The 17,722-nt window shown below is 43.1% G+C and carries 21 protein-coding genes, 1 pseudogene and 1 riboswitch; of the genes and pseudogenes, 3 read left to right on the forward strand and 19 right to left on the reverse strand.

Features of this window, described 5'->3' with window-relative positions; all coding sequences use genetic code 11:
* Position 1: 1 nt before the first annotated feature.
* From OKX00_RS19100 to OKX00_RS19120, 5 genes are all read right to left on the reverse strand, one after another.
* The gene (locus OKX00_RS19100; protein WP_265408460.1) at positions 2-1,195 is read right to left on the reverse strand and encodes a bifunctional 3,4-dihydroxy-2-butanone-4-phosphate synthase/GTP cyclohydrolase II; all 1,194 of its coding nucleotides are present in this window, start codon (positions 1,193-1,195) and stop codon (positions 2-4) included.
* Between the two features lie 19 nt (positions 1,196-1,214).
* On the reverse strand, positions 1,215-1,865 hold the full coding sequence (ribE, locus tag OKX00_RS19105; protein WP_265408461.1) for a riboflavin synthase: 651 nt from the start codon (positions 1,863-1,865) through the stop codon (positions 1,215-1,217).
* A 215-nt stretch (positions 1,866-2,080) separates the two neighbouring features.
* Positions 2,081-2,228: riboswitch (FMN riboswitch) on the reverse strand.
* Between the two features lie 79 nt (positions 2,229-2,307).
* On the reverse strand, positions 2,308-3,054 hold the full coding sequence (gene nfsA, locus OKX00_RS19110) for an oxygen-insensitive NADPH nitroreductase (RefSeq protein ID WP_053355586.1): 747 nt from the start codon (positions 3,052-3,054) through the stop codon (positions 2,308-2,310).
* Between the two features lie 120 nt (positions 3,055-3,174).
* Positions 3,175-4,053: a LysR family transcriptional regulator gene (locus tag OKX00_RS19115; RefSeq protein WP_091006978.1), complete on the reverse strand. Its 879-nt coding sequence runs from the start codon at positions 4,051-4,053 to the stop codon at positions 3,175-3,177.
* Positions 4,054-4,250: 197 nt separating this feature from the next.
* Entirely contained in the window at positions 4,251-4,571 is a 321-nt protein-coding gene (locus tag OKX00_RS19120) for a thioredoxin family protein (protein WP_062236743.1), read from the reverse strand.
* A gap of 163 nt (positions 4,572-4,734) precedes the next feature.
* Here OKX00_RS19120 and dapF point away from each other — a divergent pair, with 163 nt between their 5' ends.
* The gene (gene dapF, locus OKX00_RS19125) at positions 4,735-5,706 is read left to right on the forward strand and encodes a diaminopimelate epimerase (protein ID WP_265408462.1); all 972 of its coding nucleotides are present in this window, start codon (positions 4,735-4,737) and stop codon (positions 5,704-5,706) included.
* Positions 5,707-5,793: 87 nt separating this feature from the next.
* Here the strand turns inward: dapF and OKX00_RS19130 are convergent, their stop codons facing one another.
* From OKX00_RS19130 to OKX00_RS19140, 3 genes are all read right to left on the reverse strand, one after another.
* The gene (locus OKX00_RS19130; RefSeq protein ID WP_265408463.1) at positions 5,794-6,312 is read right to left on the reverse strand and encodes a class I SAM-dependent methyltransferase; all 519 of its coding nucleotides are present in this window, start codon (positions 6,310-6,312) and stop codon (positions 5,794-5,796) included.
* A gap of 11 nt (positions 6,313-6,323) precedes the next feature.
* The gene (locus tag OKX00_RS19135; RefSeq protein ID WP_265408464.1) at positions 6,324-6,806 is read right to left on the reverse strand and encodes an 8-oxo-dGTP diphosphatase; all 483 of its coding nucleotides are present in this window, start codon (positions 6,804-6,806) and stop codon (positions 6,324-6,326) included.
* Positions 6,807-6,906: 100 nt separating this feature from the next.
* Complete coding sequence (locus OKX00_RS19140; RefSeq protein WP_265408465.1) at positions 6,907-7,095, reverse strand: hypothetical protein; 189 nt, start codon at positions 7,093-7,095, stop codon at positions 6,907-6,909.
* A 344-nt stretch (positions 7,096-7,439) separates the two neighbouring features.
* On the opposite strand from OKX00_RS19140, the pseudogene OKX00_RS19145 reads away from it, so the two are divergent.
* Positions 7,440-8,691: pseudogene (locus OKX00_RS19145) on the forward strand (aminopeptidase P family protein).
* Between the two features lie 68 nt (positions 8,692-8,759).
* Here OKX00_RS19145 and OKX00_RS19150 read toward each other — a convergent pair.
* Positions 8,760-9,128 carry a hypothetical protein gene (locus OKX00_RS19150; RefSeq protein ID WP_265408466.1) on the reverse strand — a complete coding sequence of 123 codons (369 nt, stop codon included), beginning with the start codon at positions 9,126-9,128 and terminating at the stop codon, positions 8,760-8,762.
* A gap of 176 nt (positions 9,129-9,304) precedes the next feature.
* Between OKX00_RS19150 and OKX00_RS19155 the strand changes: the two genes are divergently transcribed.
* Positions 9,305-9,478: a YjcZ family sporulation protein gene (locus OKX00_RS19155; protein ID WP_082683501.1), complete on the forward strand. Its 174-nt coding sequence runs from the start codon at positions 9,305-9,307 to the stop codon at positions 9,476-9,478.
* Between the two features lie 81 nt (positions 9,479-9,559).
* Here the strand turns inward: OKX00_RS19155 and OKX00_RS19160 are convergent, their stop codons facing one another.
* The 10 genes from OKX00_RS19160 to OKX00_RS19205 form a co-directional block, all read right to left on the reverse strand.
* Positions 9,560-10,246, reverse strand: a complete 687-nt coding sequence (locus tag OKX00_RS19160) for a zinc metallopeptidase (RefSeq protein ID WP_265408467.1) — start codon at positions 10,244-10,246, stop codon at positions 9,560-9,562.
* A 35-nt stretch (positions 10,247-10,281) separates the two neighbouring features.
* Positions 10,282-10,995 (reverse strand): sporulation protein, encoded by a 714-nt coding sequence (locus OKX00_RS19165; RefSeq protein WP_265408468.1) that lies wholly within the window; start codon positions 10,993-10,995, stop codon positions 10,282-10,284.
* Positions 10,996-11,104: 109 nt separating this feature from the next.
* The gene (gene modB, locus OKX00_RS19170) at positions 11,105-11,761 is read right to left on the reverse strand and encodes a molybdate ABC transporter permease subunit (RefSeq protein WP_265408469.1); all 657 of its coding nucleotides are present in this window, start codon (positions 11,759-11,761) and stop codon (positions 11,105-11,107) included.
* Between the two features lie 149 nt (positions 11,762-11,910).
* Positions 11,911-12,822, reverse strand: coding sequence for a cation diffusion facilitator family transporter (locus OKX00_RS19175; RefSeq protein WP_265408470.1), 912 nt, complete (start codon positions 12,820-12,822; stop codon positions 11,911-11,913).
* Between the two features lie 124 nt (positions 12,823-12,946).
* Complete coding sequence (locus tag OKX00_RS19180; RefSeq protein WP_265408471.1) at positions 12,947-13,753, reverse strand: DUF2971 domain-containing protein; 807 nt, start codon at positions 13,751-13,753, stop codon at positions 12,947-12,949.
* Between the two features lie 172 nt (positions 13,754-13,925).
* The gene (locus OKX00_RS19185) at positions 13,926-15,320 is read right to left on the reverse strand and encodes a nucleoside recognition domain-containing protein (protein ID WP_265408472.1); all 1,395 of its coding nucleotides are present in this window, start codon (positions 15,318-15,320) and stop codon (positions 13,926-13,928) included.
* A complete protein-coding gene (locus tag OKX00_RS19190; protein WP_062236771.1) occupies positions 15,305-16,012 on the reverse strand; it encodes a FeoB small GTPase domain-containing protein in 708 nt (235 codons plus the stop codon). Before OKX00_RS19190 ends, OKX00_RS19185 begins: the two co-directional genes overlap by 16 nt.
* Positions 16,005-16,256, reverse strand: a complete 252-nt coding sequence (locus OKX00_RS19195) for a FeoA family protein (RefSeq protein ID WP_053355601.1) — start codon at positions 16,254-16,256, stop codon at positions 16,005-16,007. The genes OKX00_RS19190 and OKX00_RS19195 overlap by 8 nt, the downstream gene beginning before the upstream one ends.
* A gap of 467 nt (positions 16,257-16,723) precedes the next feature.
* Positions 16,724-16,870: a hypothetical protein gene (locus OKX00_RS19200; RefSeq protein WP_265408473.1), complete on the reverse strand. Its 147-nt coding sequence runs from the start codon at positions 16,868-16,870 to the stop codon at positions 16,724-16,726.
* Positions 16,871-17,145: 275 nt separating this feature from the next.
* Positions 17,146-17,721 carry a 5' nucleotidase, NT5C type gene (locus tag OKX00_RS19205; protein ID WP_265408474.1) on the reverse strand — a complete coding sequence of 192 codons (576 nt, stop codon included), beginning with the start codon at positions 17,719-17,721 and terminating at the stop codon, positions 17,146-17,148.
* Position 17,722 lies beyond the last annotated feature (1 nt).

Raw genomic sequence — 17,722 nt, forward strand, 5'->3', positions numbered from 1 at the left:
ATTAAAACTGCAGCAAGTGCCCTAGTTTTGTTTGTTTTGTTTTTAAATATTTTTCGTTATCCTTATTTGACGGCGTTTGAATCGCTATGCGCTCCACCACTTCAAGGTCATAGCCTTTTAATCCTGTAATCTTTCGCGGATTATTCGTCAGCAGGCGCATCTTCTTTATACCGAGCTCTTTCAATATTTGTGCTCCGATACCATAATTTCTGAGATCTGGTGCGAATCCAAGCTTTTCATTGGCTTCTACCGTATCGTAGCCCTCTTCCTGGAGCTTATAGGCCTTCATTTTATTAAGAAGTCCTATCCCTCTGCCCTCCTGCCTCATGTACAAAAGCACACCAGAATCAGCTTCCTGGATCTGGCGGAGCGCTGCGTGAAGCTGAGGTCCGCAGTCACAGCGGCGGGAACCAAATACATCCCCTGTTAAACATTCCGAGTGAACCCTCACAAGCACTGGCTGATCTGGGTCAATGGTACCCTTAACGAGGGCCACATGTTCTTTATCATCGATTAGGTTGGTAAAAGCAATTGCCGTAAACTCTCCGTATTCCGTCGGAAGCTTAATCTCAACTTCTTTAGCCACCAGCTTTTCCTTCTGGTTTCTATATTGGATTAAATCCTTGATGGTGATGAACTTCAAGTCATGTTCTCGGGCGATTTCCTGCAGTTCAGGCACCCTTGCCATGCTTCCATCCTCATTCATGATCTCGCAGATCATCCCCGCCGGTTTGCAACCAGCCAGAATCGCCAGGTCTACAGCAGCTTCCGTATGGCCCGCACGCTGAAGGACGCCGCCTTTTTTTGCGATCAGGGGAAAGATATGTCCCGGGCGTATAAAATCAGCTCCCTTCGACTCTTCCTCCACCATCTTTTGAATGGTAACTGCCCGCTCAAGTGCAGAAATGCCGGTTGTGGTACTTTTATGATCAATACTGATCGTAAAGGCTGTTCCATGAGGGTCTGTGCTATGGCTGACCATTGGAGAGAGCTCAAGCTTAGCAGCAAGCTGCTCATCGATAGGCGCACAGATCAGCCCTCTTCCATGCTTGGCCATAAAGTTTACGGTTTCGGGTGTGACTTTTTCTGCAATGGCAACAAAGTCACCTTCATTCTCTCTATCCTCATCATCTACCACAATTACTGGTTTTCCCATAACTAAATCCTGTACGGCCTCTTCTATACTGTGAAACATGTAAAACCCTCCTTTGCCTCTAGAATCCGTGCTCCGTTAAATAGTCCATCGTGATGGCTGTTTTCTTGTTCTCCGGCTGAGTCTTACCGGACATAAATTTTTCAACATATTTTCCAAGCATGTCGCACTCGATGTTTACCGAATCTCCCTTTGCTTTTGCACCCAGTACGGTATGTGAGACCGTATGGGGGATCAAGGAGATCGTAAACGTATCATCTGTCAGTCCAAAGATCGTCAGGCTCGTTCCATCTACAGCAACTGAACCTTTCAGCAAAAGGTATTTCGCAAGGTACTGCGGTACTTTAATGTCATAATAGATGGCATTTTTTTCTGGCCGCTTCTGGACAATCTCTCCCGTTCCGTCGATATGTCCGCTGACAAAGTGTCCTCCAAACCTCCCGCCGGACGCCATGGCCCGCTCCAAGTTGACTTTGGAATGGAATGACAATCCTTTTAGCCCTGTACTTCTGTACGTTTCCGGCATCACATCAACAGTGAAGCTCTTTTCAGAAAAGGTTGTGACCGTGAGACAAACTCCGTTTACAGAAATGCTGTCCCCGAGCTGTACATCAACGAGAACTTTTGCAGCTGAAATGGTGAGTACAATTGTTTCATTGCCTTTTTTTATACCTTCAATGGTTCCTAATTCTTCTATGATTCCTGTAAACATTCATTCACCCCCTGTCGTTTATTATTGAAATATCTTAATTTAAGGAATGGGCTGAACTTGATGATGAAGCATCAGAAACAAAAAACCCCCGGAAGACACAATTCTCCCAGGGGTTCCTATTTATTGTTCTGAATAAACTCGTAGCATCAATAAACAGTTATGACGAAATAAGCTTTCAAGGATTGTATTTTTAAACAATGCCAAATAAGCGTTCTTCATTCCTTCTCCCATCCAGACTATACTGTCGGCTCTGGAGTTTCACCAGATCCACCGTCTATGCACACTGCACAGCCGGGTCACGGACTAAGAGGATAAATCCTCAACACCGCCGGTTGGGAATTTCACCCGACCCCGAAGGAAACATATTTAATTGTAAAGCATGATTCAAGTATAACGTTGTTTTATTTTCATTTCAAACATCATATCTCAGAACTTTTTCTTGCTATTGTTTATCAAGCCCTTTCGACTCAATAAATTCTTTCATATAGGTCCGCTTTGGCTGCGCCATTACTCTCGCCATTTGAGTGGCCCACCCTTCATCCCGGGCTCCGCCTGTGCGCTCTTTATAGTACTCTGCCGTTTTCATCTCGAATTCCTTTAAGACCGGCAGCGCTTTTTCATCATCCTTGTACTGATTTTTATGGAAGACGGCTTCTTGAGGCAAACGCGGTTTTAGACCAGGGGAGGCATCAGGAAAGCCGACAGCCATGCCGAACAGCGGCACTACATGGTCAGGGCAGCGAAGCAGCTCGGAGACTTCCGGAAGATTGTTTCTAATACCCCCGATATAGACGATGCCTAAGCCGAGCGATTCTGCAGCCATAGCAAGGTTCTGTGAGGCAAGAGCAACATCGATCATCCCTACCATGAATCCTTCCTTGGATTGTACGGTCGCATCAACATTTCCGCCTGTCATTTCAGCCATAAGCTTATGGCGGTGATAATCAAGGCAAAAGACGAAGAAGTAGCCATTCTGGGCCACATAGCTTTGATTGCCTGCCAATTCAGCAAGCTTATCCTTTAAACTCTGCTCCTCCACTCCTATGATGGAATATACTTGCTGATAGCTGGAAGTGGAAGCAGACTGAGCACATTGGACAAGCGTTTCAATGGTTTCTTGCGGAATCGGTTCATCTTTAAACCGGCGGATCGACCGGTGAGAAAGAATATTTTTTATCGTTTCGTTCATTCTCCACAATCCCTTCGTGTTAAAGTACTTAGTTATGTTTCCTAATCTATCACAAGATTAATCGTGACAGGAAGTGTGGCGGCTTAGGCATGGTTCATCCTCTCATGCCTATTCGTAATATTAATGGTACCGTAAAAGATGGCTTATAAATTCTTTGATGGCAAAGGTCTTATATTTATGTTTTTTCATCACAATCCCCAAGTGCCATGGGATTTCATTGCCTTTGATCTCCACCTTTTTCACTTTTTGATCATTTACTTTCTCATAGATGGACTGCGGGAGAAAAGAAACGCCAAGGTTCTCTCCTACAAGACCTGTGATAAAATCCCACTGTGAACTTTTATAAGCGATCTGCGGTTCAAAACCGGCCTGTCGGCATTTTGCAAGCATGTAATCATACAACGCAAATTCTTCTGTGAAAAAGATAAAATCCTCATTGCTTAATTCTTTCAGCTCCACCTGTTCCTTTTCGGCAAGCGGATGCTGGCTGCTGACGATCAGCGTCATTACGTCTTTCATGAATGGAACCACATCAAACAGCTCGTCATCTACAGGCAGCACCGATATCCCGAGTTCAAGATTGCCATGAAGCACTTCATCCTCCATTTTTTTCGCACCGTACTCCACCAGCTTGATGGCAATTTCAGGATAAGATTTTTGAAAATCACCAATAATCTTTGGAAAATACAATATTCCAATAACCGGGGGCAGACCGATCGATACGGATCCTTTCTTCAAATGCATCACATCATATAAAGAGGAAGATAGATCTTCCATAGAATGGAGGATCTCTTGCGCATGGCTGTAAACCGCATGTCCCGCATCGGTTAGCTCAATATTCCTTCCCGATCGGTCAATGAGCTGAACTTCAAGCTCTTCTTCCAGAGATTTGACCATCTTGCTTAAGCTTGGCTGTGAAAGGAACAAGGTGTTTGCTGCTTTCGTAAAGCTTCTCTGTTTTCCGACTTCTGCAAAATATTTTAATTGCCTTAAATCCATAATCGCATCCTCTTATAACTAAAAGTTATAAATTATATTATTAACATTCATTTTACCCATGATACATACAGGTGTAAAATATAGCTATAGCAAAAAAACAACAGGACGCTTTTTGATGTAGTTGGTATGCAATGTGATGTCACGGATGTACAGAGAAAAGCCGCCTCACAATTTATGAGGCGGCTTTTCTTATTCCTTTATACTGGAAGGCTCTCCAGATAAGCACGAACGTTTTCTGGTGTTTTTGCATTGGCACTGTGAAGATGGGCGAGTTTCTCTCCATTTTTAAACAAAAGCAAGCTTGGGATTCCCATGACTTCGTACTTTTCAGCAAGTTCCGGAAACTTATCCCGGTCGATCTCATACCAGGCTTTGTCGTTGTGTTCTTCGATAATATCTCCAATGAATACTTCCAGTCTGCGGCAGTCCGGACACCAGCCCGCTGTAAAAATCATAATGGTTTCTTTATCCGCTGAAATGACTTCATTAAATTCTTCTAAAGTTTGAATCTCTTTCATTTTATTCCCTCCCTTATTTAGCTTACACTATTATATATACCACGCCTAATCTTGATCATGAAGCTTAATGCTCTGTAATTTCTATTATTTGATGTTAACATTTTTTTATGTTTCTTGTTATGATACTAATAAGAAATTCGGCGGAACGAAAGGACGAAGACCATTGAAAATTGACGTTTTAAAAACACATGGCTCCTGCAATGACTTTATTTTAATTGATGAATACAGCAATGATTACGGACTCGATGATGAAAAGCGTACCGTTTTGACGAAAGTCCTCTGTGACCGCAAAGGCTCTATTGGGGCGGACGGCATTTTGTTTATCCAAAAAAGCGAGAAAGCGGATGCTAAATACCGGATTTTCAATTCAGATGGCACAGAGCCGGAAATGTGCGGCAACGGGCTCCGCTGTGCAGGAAGATACATTACTGAGTTATTAGGAAGAGATCATGCCATCGTCGAAACGCTAAAAGCAAACCTCGATGTACAAAGAACTGAAAATATTTACGGTGATATTCAAACCTTTGAAGTTCTGATCGGACCTGTCTCGTTTGATGTTCACACCTTGCCCTTAATCCATGGCCAAGAAACACTTGAAAATACGGTGATTCCTGAATTGTCTCCAGAAATAGCCTTCACTGCAGTAAGTATGCCGAATCCGCATATCATTACACTTGTCGATGATATTGATCAAGATCAAGTAGCCGAGATCGGGAAAAAAGCGAATGAATTAAAAAGTGTGTTTCCCAAGGGCGTGAATGTCAGTTTCGTCAAAGATTTGGGTGATTCAAAAATCTTTGTCCAAACGTATGAACGCGGTGTGGGAATCACTAACTCATGCGGAACAGCGATGTCCGCAGCAAGCCTGATTACGTGCCGGCTAGGCATCAATCATCCCGAAAAAGATATTACAGTGTTAAACAACGGCGGTATGGTGCGCTGCAAAGTGAATGAACGGAAAGAAAGCAGCGGCTATTCTGTACTGCTTAAAGGAAACGCAACCTATGTCTTTTCTGGAACGGTTGAATTTGACTTCAACTCTCCAGAAGAATTTGTATTTGAACAAGAAGAAGAATTTAAACAAGAAGAAGCAAGCTATCGCAAGCTTGAAACGTATGCTAAAAGCGCCGTATAAAACAAAAGACAGTGGCCGTAAATGGCCGCTGTCTTTTGTTTATTTATTTTCGTAAAATCAATGACTGAAAGCTAAAAGAACCGCCAATCACATCAGGGGGAACCACATGGAACCTTTCACTTGAATGTCTTCATCCGTAAAGAAGCCTTCCCATACCCCTTCAGAATCAACGCCGCCATACACTCCCATAAAGAAGAGTCCGCCTGCCCTTAACACTCGCTTTATTCCTTCGAGTACATTTATAATCTCGCTTTTTGGTACGTGCAAAAGAGAATTCAATGCCCATGCAGCATCAAACGACTCATCTGCAAATGCTAAACTGTCAAAACTCATTACTTCTGCAGCCAGTCCTTTTTCCCGGCATAATCCAACCATCTCAGTTGATAAATCAAGAGACAGGGTGGACAATCCTTCTTGATGAAAAAATAGACTGTCACGCCCCGGCCCGGCACCAAGGTCCAAAAGGCTTTTTTTGTTATCACGCAAGAGCAGGTCAGCAAATATTTGTCTCTCTTCAACCTTCCATGTTTGCGTCTCCTGTCCGTTTCTGCTCATCGATTCTTTATCATAGGATTCTCGTAATTGCTGTTTTAGTCCTGTATTCATCTCTATAGTCCTTATGTACTCTTTACGGTCACTTTTCTTTCTTTATCAGTTGAACCATCACAGCAGCTTTGAATTTCAAAGGTTCCTGGCTTGAAAAAGTAGGGCAGCCGCCTTCTGAACCATGGCTGCATCGGCAAATGCTCCAACTCATCCAGTGAAATCCATATCGCCTCCCCCTCAGGAGGATTGTTCAGAAGTTCCCCTTCAAATTCTGTCGCCAAATAATTAAATACCATGTACCTTAAGTGCTCAGAGGGATTCACATATTCATCCAACCCTTTAAACGTAAGATTTCGTACGGTAAGCCCCGTTTCCTCCTTCACTTCACGTATCGCACCGTCAACCAGACTTTCCGGAAAATCCACTTTTCCCCCAGGGGCAATATAACCCGGAAAACCTTTCTTGTCTGGCCGATTGATCAACAAACATTGATCGCCGTTTTGTATCATGCACATCGTGTACAGCTGATGGTCAATCCCACTCGAAAATGACATATACTTCCCCCTTTGCCTCCCTATTCATTTCGGCACGCCGCTCCCTTTTTCCTCGTAAAAAAAGGATATGTCAGCTGACATACCCTTTTTTCCATGAGCTTTAATTTGAAACTGTCTTGTTTGCTGATTTCGATGCCGGGGTTGCGAATCCCGTAAAGATTGAGACAAAAGCAATGATGAAATGCAGCACGTTGTCTGCCGCAAGAAAATGGATTCCCGCAAATTCATGTGTGAATAAACCTAAGATTGCAACAAGCAGATACACAAATCCGAACACTTTCGCATACAATTTCGCCTTCGCTTCTGTATAATGGTTGCCACAATTCCTGAAGCTAAATGAACAATATTGTGGACCGGCGTAAGATGAAAGAATCCCTCCATCGGTATAATGAAACCAACAATTCCTAATACGATAAAAAAAATACCCAAAGTTCTAACAAATATTCGTGCAATCGTTTTCATCCTTTCATCCTAAATACTTTGTTTTCATCTAGCTAACGTTTCCATTCTTGATTTGGATCACAAAATAGTTAAAATTTACAATCGTATTTGATTGACGAAAAATTCCATTAAAAATACAATGAAAATAAACCACATAGTCAGTTTGATTTTAAAACTACTGAGGAGGATCCCATGGAAGCATCATTTTTTATTGAAAACAGAAAAAAACTAACAGATCAGCTCCCTGCTGAATCAACAGCTATTCTTTTTGCCGGCCAGGCCCCTTATAAATCTGCCGATGAACGATATCCCTTTACTCCGAACCGCAACTTTTATTATTTAACGGGGATTAACCGTCAAAACATCATCCTCGTCATGAAAAAGACGGAGTCTTCCGTGGAAGAGACGCTTTTCATCGAGAAAGCAGATCCTGTGATGGAAAAATGGATTGGCGCGTCACTGACAAAAGAAGAAGCTCAGAATCTTTCCGGGATAAAAAGCATTTCATATCTGGAAAGCTTTGAAACGTCCATGGCAAGAACATTTTTTGCAGAATCCGTAAAGAATGTATACTTAGATTTGGAGCGCAGAGAATGGTCTGAAGCACAAACCAAGGCTTTCTCCTTCGCAAAGCATTTACAGGAGCATTATCCTCATCTTGCGATTCAAAATGCGTATCCTCTCATTACAGAATTAAGAGTGTTCAAAACCGAAGAGGAAGTTCAAAAGATTAAGGAAGCCATCAACATTACGAAAGAAGGCATCTATAACGTACTAAAACATGCAAAAGCCGGTATGATGGAAAACCAGCTCGAAGCGCACTTTGACTCTATCCTCAAATCATCAGGCGTTAAGGATTTTGCCTTCCATACCATCTTGGCAAGCGGAAAAAAACGCTACTGTTCTGCATTATGAAGACAATGATTCTAAGATCAATGATGGTAATCTCATATTACTGGATCTTGGTGCTCAAAAAGACTATTACAATGCTGATATCAGCTTCACGTTCCCTGCTGATGGAAAATTCACTTCCCGTCAGAAGGAAATCTATAACATTGTTCTTAAAGCATTGAAAGAAACAACAGCCCTTATTAAACCAGGCCTAAAGTTCGCAGAATTAAATGAACACACCAAAGCCGTTCTCGCAGAAGAATGCATAAAAATCGGCTTATTTAAAGAAAAAGCTGAGCTGTCTAATTATTATTACCACGGCGTCAGCCATTTCCTCGGCCTCGACACTCATGATGTCGGTTCATACAAAGACCGTGTTCTTGAGCCAGGAATGGTCCTTACGATTGAACCTGGTTTGTATATTGAAGATGAAAGAATCGGCATCCGGATTGAGGACGACATTCTCGTAACCGAAGACGGTTATGAGAATCTTTCAAAGGACATTATTCGTACAGTAGAAGACATTGAAGCGTTCATGTCTGAAAATAAATAACAAAAAAAGAACCACAGACATGCTGTCTGTGGTTCTCTTTTATACTTACGAACAAACTGACACTTTAATTACCACCAGAAACGTCTAAAACCCCTGAAACCGAAGAAAGGAAAACCGAACAAACCGAAGCCCGGGAAAAAAGGTCCTACGAAAAACGGGTTGAAACCAAAACCTCCGAAACCAAAACCAGGGAAGAAGCGTTCAGATGCTTCGTCTCTGTGCTGCATAGGCATGATGAGATAAATGTTGTCATTATCATGGCTATGAATCTTTCCATGATAAATCTTACCGTCTGCCATCTCAATCTCACAGTTGGCTCCTGCATACTGCTTGCAGAGATGCATCCAGTGCTCTTTGTGGCTTGGGCTTACCTGGTACGCTTTATTGTCTTTCGGCATGTGATCGCCTGGCTTAATATTACTCATGTGTTCGTACAAGTATAGATCCTCCTTGTGTGGTATATAGCCAGTTTATTCTCTGAGACAAGGCTGGTTACCAAAATGGTTGTTTCACCTATACGTTAACTATCATTCCAAAGACACCGGCACATTTCACAGCTTGCCTAAACCAATTAAGTCAAGCCATCATATTCTAAGTTGAGGAGGTGTAAACTATGAGTTTTTTTGGCGGCGGCGGAGCTACTTTTGCTTTAATTGTCGTATTGTTCATTCTTTTGATTATCGTTGGATGCGCGTGTATCGGCTTCGGAGGCTTTGGGGGCTTCGGAGGCGGATTTGGCGGAGGCGGTTTTGGTGCAGGAGGAATTGGCTACGGCGGAGTCTATTAATTCATGTTTTACCGTTAAGTATAGTAGAAATCAAAGAAGATGTTTCTCATCAAGAGAAACATCTTTTTTTCAATATTGATGTTATTCCTCCCGTTCACCCTGGAAAAAAATGATGATGAATTTCAAAAGTTCCAGGAGAGAGATCAATGCAGCAGCCACATACGTAAGAGCCGCAGCGTTCAGTACCTTGTTCACTCCCCGCTCTTCCTCATTGCGGATAAATCCTTCAGTCACAAGATAACGTTTTGCCCGTGAGCTGGCATTAAACTCCACGGGAAGCGTAACGAGCTGAAAGAAGACAGCGAATGAGAAAAGCACAATTCCGATACCGATCAATGAGAACTGGTTAAGCAGAAATCCTCCAAGCAATAAAAATGGCGCCACTCCCGAGGTCAGGTTCACCAATGGAAACATACGATGACGCAGCGCTAATGCACCATAGGATTGCTTATGCTGAACGGCGTGGCCGACTTCATGAGCAGCAACAGAAACAGATGCGATGGAATCCCCGTAATATACCGGTTCTGAGAGGCGCACCACTTTCGAAACAGGGTCATAATGGTCGGTTAGCGTCCCGCGGACCGGTTCAACCGGGATATTGTGCAACCCGTTGTCATCCAGGATCGACCTTGCGATTTCAGCCCCAGTTTTCCCGGAATGAGCCTCTACTTGTGACCATTTCTTAAAATTCCCTTTAACTTTAAACTGCGCCCACAACGAGACAGCAAATGCAATGATGATCAAAAAATCCATCGGGTGAAAAAACATATCTTTATAAATCCTCCTTTTTTGTGCTCCGTATATTAAGAGATGTTTCGAGCCTTAGCCATATAAGCCAGTTTAGCTTTAAGCTCGTCTTCAACGTCTTGTCGGTTTCTTAGTTTTTCATTCAAAAAAAAGTGTTCTTTCCTATTTATCACGCCTTGACGGCAATAGGTTTCCAGTAAAATTCGGATTCCGCTATTTTCACTCCCCGCCTGGATATGCACTTCTTTTATTTCCTCTTTCATCAGTACAGCAGGGAAAAAAACAAACGTCTGAAGTGACCCGTTGAACTCTCCCGATTCTGCGCTTTCACGGAATCCGAGAGCGCCAAGTCCATAGAAAATCTGCAGGAAAGCATCCGTGCCCTTAAGCGTAACAGTTTCTGTATCCCATACATCCGTCCCATCCTCCAACTCGAGACGCGGACAGAGTGAATAAGAAACAGACTGGCAAGAGATCGGCAAATCTTCTGGCAATGGGTAAATAAATGGAAGAGTAATAACTTCATCTGCATCAATGACAAACTGTTCAGCTGCCGAAAGAGAGCCCATCACTTTGGTAGAGGGGAGGCCCTTTATTTCATACTCAACGAGCAGATTCACTGACAGCGAGTGGATCATCTGAGGAACTCCTCCTCCCCTTACCACAAGCTGGCCTTCTAATGTCCCTCCAAGCACATAAGTTGAGCCTGTAAGCTGCAGATCCACAGCGGCCCCGCCTTTACCAATCTTTGAAAAAATCGATTTAATCACAATCAACCTTCCTGTTGAAATGAGTGTTTACCGTTATATACGGACAACACTCTCTAAGGTTTCATTTTTGCACAAAAAAGCAGGCAACGGCTGAGCCATTACCTGCTGCTTAACGTTTTATCCGATAGGCTGCTGTCAGCATTACAAAAGAAATACTGATGCTTGCGAGGACGAGAAGCCAAGCCTCCCTCATGTTCCCTGAATCAATGGCAAGATAGATAGCGGTCGGAATCGTTTGAGTCTCACCCGGGATATTTCCGGCAAACATTAAAGTTGCTCCGAACTCGCCAAGCGCCCTTGCAAAGCTTAAGATTGCTCCAGAAATAATGGATGTCATTGAGAGAGGAACAGAAATAAGAAGAAAAACCTTCCATCTCCCGCCTCCATCTACCCTGGCTGCATCCTCGATCTCATGATTGACACCTTCAAAACCTGTTTTTGCCGATTGATACATAAGAGGAAATGCCACCACACTTGAAGCAAGAACAGCCGCCCACCATGTAAAAATGATCGGCTGATGAAACACCGCTTCGATCAGCTGTCCGGCCGGACTCCTCTTCCCAAACACAACAATAAGTAAAAATCCAATAACCGTTGGAGGAAGTACGAGCGGCAGCATCAGCATCGTTTCAATGATCACTTTTCCTTTAAAACGCCTGCCTGCCATAGTCTTACCCAGTATAACCCCGATGATTATCACGATGAGCCAGGCTGTTGCCGCAATACTGATGGACAAAGAGATCGGCTGCCAAATATCTGCTAACATAGTTCCTCCTCAGGATGAAAATTTTGTATGTAACATGATACGTCGATATTTATTATAGCGAATGAGGAAGTGATTTTACAAAAACTTGCCGCATCTCTAAAAAAGCCGAGCTCACAACCATGAGGTTAACTGAGCTCAGCCCTTTCGGATTAGTTACAGTGATCCCCCTTTTTACAAGGATGGCCGCCTGCATCAATCTGTATCGTCGTGTGTTCAATATGGTATTCATCATGCAGCAGGCTGTTTGCTTGTATTAACAACGCTTGTTGATCAATCCCGGTATCCGTAACCAGGTGGCAGCTGAAGGCCGGAAAATCTGAAGTGATTGACCAGACATGCAGATCATTCACCTCTTTTACTTCCTGAATGGATAATAGTGTTTGTTTAACCTTATCTATATTGATATTGGCTGGAGTCCCTTCCATTAAGATGTGGATGGTTTCTTTCGTTACCCGCCAGCCACTTATCAATACAAGGACAGCTACTATAACACTTGCTGCCGGATCCGCCCATCCCCAACCGAAGAACATAATAAGGAGGGCTGCGATAATCGCACCTACAGATCCAAGCAGATCTCCAAGCACATGCAGAAAAGCACTTCTTACATTTATGTTTTCGTCTTTATCGCCTCTCATCAGAATAAATGCAGCTATGATATTCACAATAAAACCGATGACTGACACGATCAGCATGCCAGAGCTGACAATACTGACAGGCTGTAAAATACGATGATACGCTTCCCAAAAGATATAGATAGCAATCGCAATCAGAGCAATTCCATTAATAAAAGCTGCTAAAATCTCAAAACGTTTGTAACCAAATGTTTTAGAATGAGAAGAGGCCCTCTTACCATACGTCATGGCTAAAAAACTTAATCCAAGTGCTGCTGAATCGCTCAGCATATGCCCTGCATCTGATAACAGCGCCAGGCTGTTGGTCATTATTCCACCGATGACTTCAACCACCATAAACAGAGTAATGATAATGAAAGCCCACTTTAATGCATCCTTATTTCCGCTGCCGTGATGATGGTGGTGCTGGTGATCATGAGAATGTCCCATAGCAATAATTCCTTTCATATATGAATATATGCTCATATATATATTATGGCAATGCATCCTGTTATGTGCAACCTTTTTAGGATGGATATAGAAAAAGCAGCCTTAAACGGCTGCTGCTGAAATTTCAATAAAATGGTCCTTCATATAACGACGATTTAATCACAGGTTTAAACGGAAGCCTGTATTTTTCCAGAACGGACTGTACCACCTCCCTCAGCCATTCAGGGCTTGTTGGCGATACATACACTTCATCAATTAATGTGTTCAAATTACTCTGTACATATGCCCCGTCTTTATGGTCAAAAATACGGTTATTCGGATTATCAAATGCGAGCAGTCGGATTTCGTTCTCATGACTGAAGGAACGGCGTTTGTAAAAGAGTGTTTCATAGGGATTCAGGCTCGCCATTTCAGAATTAAAGTTGATGTACTGAACCTGTCCGATATACGTATGAAACCTCTTATCCGATATGCAGCTGTATAATTTCTCCACAGTAGAGCAGATGGCGATGCCTTCATCGGACTTCAAGTACAGATTCCACATGGCCGCAGATTCCTCTTCGTTCAAGTGCCAGCAGTTCACTCCGACATAATCATGCATCTGCTTGATGTATTCGTGAAGCTGTCTTCGCTTCTCTTCTTTCGATAGTCGTTCATCCACAGGTATGGTCAAATAAGATAGAGGATCATTCAAAATATTATTAACATCCAGCGCCGAATAACTGCCTTCATGATTATCCACGAACAGCGAGGGTTTTGGAAAGAACAAGGATTTTTGATATAGCATACTGACAAACTTAGCAAAGTCCATATACTTCCATACCTTTGATTTTTCTGATAGCCGTCTGTTGTTTTTTATGTTGTATGTGTTGTTTTGATCAAACTGAGATTCGAATTTGACCAATGCCTTCTCAGCCCAGTATTCACTCATAAAACAATCCTTTCTACGATATCCCTGTTCATCGTTTATATTTTAATTCACCGTTTTCCATATCATCCAATCACGCTATATAGAAAAAAGCTTCTGATTATACAGAAGCTTTTCATGGTTTATACTTATGCCTGTCTTTAGCCTTTTATGAGGGGTTCAAAGACCTCTATTGCTATCCTATCCATCTAGCCGTTTGAGCAATTGCAAACGTAACGAGAATAGCGATCGCTGTAGGAATAATAAATGACAGGAAGGTCCATTTGGCACTCTTTGTTTCTTTATAAATGTTAACCAGTGTCGTACCGCACGGGAAATGAAGCAGGGAAAACAGCATCATATTCAACGCTGTCAGCCACGTCCACCCATGGCTAACAAAAATCTGTTTTAAATCACCGAGATTATCAACTTCTGTCATGGCTCCTGTAGAGAGATAGCCCATAATCAAAATCGGCAAGACAATCTCATTTGCAGGTAGCCCTACAAGAAACGCCATTAGGATGTAGCCATCAAGTCCGAGCATTTGCCCGAATGGATCTAAAAAATTGACAACATGCATTAAAATACTCTGATCCCCAGCATTCACGTTGGCCAGGACCCACGTCAAAATTCCAGCCGGTGCCGCCACTTTCACTGCTCTCATCAATACGGATAAAGAGCGCTGAAGTGAAGAACGGATCACTGTTTCCCAGAACTTAGGCCTACGGTAAGGCGGAAGCTCCAATGTATAGTGAGTTGGAACCCCTTTTAGAGCGGTTTTGGAAAGAACCCAGGAAACCAGAAAGGTCACTAGAATTCCAAAAAGAACGATTCCAACAATGACCGCTGTTGTCACGAACGATTTTGCACCTCCTGTGTAGCCGGCCGCCATAAACAGCGAAGCAAGGACAATCAGCGTTCCCCATCTTCCATTGCACGGAACAAAGTTGTTGGTTAAGATCGCGAGCATCCGCTCTCTTGGCGACTCGATAATCCTTGAAGACAGCATGGCGGCCGCATTACAGCCGAATCCCATCGCCATCGTTAAGGACTGCTTTCCGTGCGCCCCGACTTTTTTAAACACTCGGTCCATGTTAAACGCTACTCTTGGGAGATATCCGTAGTTCTCCAAGAGTGCAAACGTCGGGAAGAAAATCGCCATCGGAGGAAGCATCACGCTGATCACCCAGGTCGTTCCCCGGTACAGTCCTAAAACCAGCAGTCCGTGCAGCCAGTCTGGAGCATTCATGAACTGAAAAAGTGAGGTGATGTAATTCTCCAGCCATCCAAAAAAACTGGCAATCATGTCAGATGGAATATTGGCTCCGGCAATCGTCAGATAGAACACGATACCCAGCATAACGATCATGATGGGAAAACCCCAGATCGGCGACGTGAAGATAGCATCAAGCTTCTCCGTATGCTTATCACGTTTTGTCTTTCCATAGGAAACACTATCTTCACATAACTGCTTGCTCTCCTGATACAGATTTTGTACGATCTTGTCGCGAAGGTTAGGTGACGACATCTCTTTTGCTCTTTGGTACAACTGGTTTAAATCACCTGAATGGCCAGCTAGCTCTGATTGCATACTGTTTCCTCCTTCGCTTTTAATCTTTCATTCAACTCGTTCAGCAGGGATTCATCTCCGTCCAGCAAACGCAATGCTACCCATCGGGATGAAATACGGTCATCCACCACTTCTTTTACGAAAGGCTCCAAAGAAGCAATCCCGGCTTCAATTTCACCATCATATTTGACTTGTGCAGGTTCACACGTGATCTTTCCGGATACAATCCGATCAATCGTATCAAGCAATAAAGGAAATCCAGCCCTGTTTCTTGCGGATAGTTTAATAACAGGAACCCCAAGGCGCCTCGCCATTAAACGTTCATTGATCGTGATGCCTCTCTTATCTGCCTCATCGATCAGATTAATGCAGATGACCACATTCTTTGTCATCTCCAGGATTTGAAGAGCGAGGTTCAGGTTCCGTTCAAGAGAAGTAGCATCAACGACAACAAGTGTAATGTGAGGTTTTTCAAAAATGATATAATTTCTAGCCACTTCTTCATCAGCTGAATTTGAAAAAATGGAATAAGTGCCCGGCAGATCGATAAACCTGTACTGCTTATCTTTATGCCTGAAGGTACCTTCAGCAAGCGAAACCGTCTTGCCTGCCCAATTGCCGGTATGCTGCTTCAGTCCTGTTAAAGCGTTAAATAAGGTGCTTTTACCAGTGTTCGGATTGCCGGCTAAGGCTACACGAAATGTATCAGTCATGCTGTATCAGCTCCCCCTGTATTCTTGTGCTCTCTTCTTTCCTTAAAGCAATCGTCGTTTGGCTCACCCGAAAAGCAATGGGATCCCCCAGGGGGCTTTTTCTTATAACCTCCACAACAGCACCCGGCACAAAACCAAGATCCAGCAGCCTTCTTCTCATCACACCTTCGATCTCCATGGAGGTGATTCGAATGAAGTCGCCTTTTTTGCCATCAAACAAATTTCCACATTTAGTCCCATCCATTTATTTTTCCTCCGCTCTCATTTGTTTCCCTGGAGCAACATTTGCTTATATCATATGTATATACATTGTCTTTGTCAATGTTTCTAAAAAAATAAAAAAGGGTGTCCCAAAAGACGTATAGAACGACGACTTTTTTAGGACAGCCAAGTAAAAATTCGCAAATAAGTTATTCTTTTTCCTTTTTGGGCCTGAATGTGTGGGTTTCAGGGAGTTTAATGCGTTTCGGAGTGTGTTTGGTTGGAGTTTATAGGGCAATCGGGCGCCTGGGGTATATAATTTGGCGGCTGAAGCAACTATTCAGGCGCCTTGAGGGAAAAATTTGGCGCCTGAACAGAATAATCGGGCGGCATCCATTTTTACCCTCTCATACATGATCAAATATGATCTATCGACTCCCAAAAATAAAGGGGCTGTCCAGAAAGTCGAAAATTGACCTTCAGGCAGCCCTTTTTTGGCTTGAAAAATCTTCAATGAAAAGTTAATTGAAGTGGAAGATGCGAGACTCCTCGAAAATGAACTTCACATTTTCTTCGTGCGATAAAAAGGCTCACCGCACGCCCCGCGAAAGTAGGAGCTCGCGCCGATAAAAGCGAGCAGCCTGGAACGGAAATCAACAGCTTACAGACTTCTTGGACAGCCCCTCCCTTTTCTCTGCTTCTTATAAAGCTGAATCTGTTGTTTCCACCCTGGCTTTGCGGGCTACACTGCATATCAAACTCTCCTTCAATCCCGTTCCTGACCAGAACATGGAATTTACTGGCCGAACTTACTGATTTACTGGCCAAACTCTAAAAATACTGTCCCAAATTCAACTTTTACTAGCCAATACTTGATTACGGTAAACTAGCCACACTGCAACATGCCCTTAAATCAAAAAAGAACAGCAGATTTATCTGCTGTTCTTCTCCATTAGAATCTCTTTCAATTCTCCCCAGTCTGTGACGCGTTCGGCTTTGTAATGCCTGTTATACGACTGGTCCTTCACAAAGATCTTCAGTGTATCGCTGGACAGTGTCTCCAGGACTCTTGGTTTATCATCGAAATAATAATCCAAACCTAACTCTTCGATGATTTTTACCTTTTCATGGTCTTTCATCCCGCAGAAAAACTTTTCTTCCTCTACTGGAAAGCCTTGCTGAATCATCCATTCCATTGTACGCTCGCCATGTTCTCCGGGACGGGCAGTAATGTAATAGATTTCATGGCCCTGCTGATGAAGCTCCTGCAGCGTTTCTACTGCCTTTGGATATGGAGGACAGGATGTAAAATATATTTCTTCGAGCGACCTGTTCCACATCTCTTTGCCCTCCTGATCACTGAGGCCGAACGGATGATGAATCTCCACCGTTTTCAATTCCCCAAAAACATCCAGTGCAATCTTTTGATTTAATTTCTTATTGTAAATGGAAAACGCGTAGCCTCTTAAATTAATCAATGTATCATCTATATCAAAGCCGAATTTCATG

This window comes from Fictibacillus sp. KU28468 (assembly GCF_026153615.1).
GTDB lineage: Bacteria > Bacillota > Bacilli > Bacillales > Fictibacillaceae > Fictibacillus_C > Fictibacillus_C marinisediminis.

Coding starts and splice junctions, on each gene's coding strand:
- OKX00_RS19205 (WP_265408474.1), bottom strand. CDS start 17,721: ATGAAATTCGGCTTTGATATAGATGATACATTGATTAATTTAAGAGGC.
- OKX00_RS19115 (WP_091006978.1), bottom strand. CDS start 4,053: ATGGATTTAAGGCAATTAAAATATTTTGCAGAAGTCGGAAAACAGAGA.
- modB (WP_265408469.1), bottom strand. CDS start 11,761: ATGTTAGCAGATATTTGGCAGCCGATCTCTTTGTCCATCAGTATTGCG.
- OKX00_RS19185 (WP_265408472.1), bottom strand. CDS start 15,320: ATGCAATCAGAGCTAGCTGGCCATTCAGGTGATTTAAACCAGTTGTAC.
- OKX00_RS19180 (WP_265408471.1), bottom strand. CDS start 13,753: ATGAGTGAATACTGGGCTGAGAAGGCATTGGTCAAATTCGAATCTCAG.
- ribE (WP_265408461.1), bottom strand. CDS start 1,865: ATGTTTACAGGAATCATAGAAGAATTAGGAACCATTGAAGGTATAAAA.
- nfsA (WP_053355586.1), bottom strand. CDS start 3,054: ATGAACGAAACGATAAAAAATATTCTTTCTCACCGGTCGATCCGCCGG.
- OKX00_RS19120 (WP_062236743.1), bottom strand. CDS start 4,571: ATGAAAGAGATTCAAACTTTAGAAGAATTTAATGAAGTCATTTCAGCG.
- OKX00_RS19130 (WP_265408463.1), bottom strand. CDS start 6,312: ATGAATACAGGACTAAAACAGCAATTACGAGAATCCTATGATAAAGAA.
- OKX00_RS19160 (WP_265408467.1), bottom strand. CDS start 10,246: ATGTTTTTTCACCCGATGGATTTTTTGATCATCATTGCATTTGCTGTC.
- OKX00_RS19135 (WP_265408464.1), bottom strand. CDS start 6,806: ATGTCATTTTCGAGTGGGATTGACCATCAGCTGTACACGATGTGCATG.
- OKX00_RS19100 (WP_265408460.1), bottom strand. CDS start 1,195: ATGTTTCACAGTATAGAAGAGGCCGTACAGGATTTAGTTATGGGAAAA.
- OKX00_RS19195 (WP_053355601.1), bottom strand. CDS start 16,256: ATGGATGGGACTAAATGTGGAAATTTGTTTGATGGCAAAAAAGGCGAC.
- OKX00_RS19190 (WP_062236771.1), bottom strand. CDS start 16,012: ATGACTGATACATTTCGTGTAGCCTTAGCCGGCAATCCGAACACTGGT.
- OKX00_RS19175 (WP_265408470.1), bottom strand. CDS start 12,822: ATGGGACATTCTCATGATCACCAGCACCACCATCATCACGGCAGCGGA.
- OKX00_RS19155 (WP_082683501.1), top strand. CDS start 9,305: ATGAGTTTTTTTGGCGGCGGCGGAGCTACTTTTGCTTTAATTGTCGTA.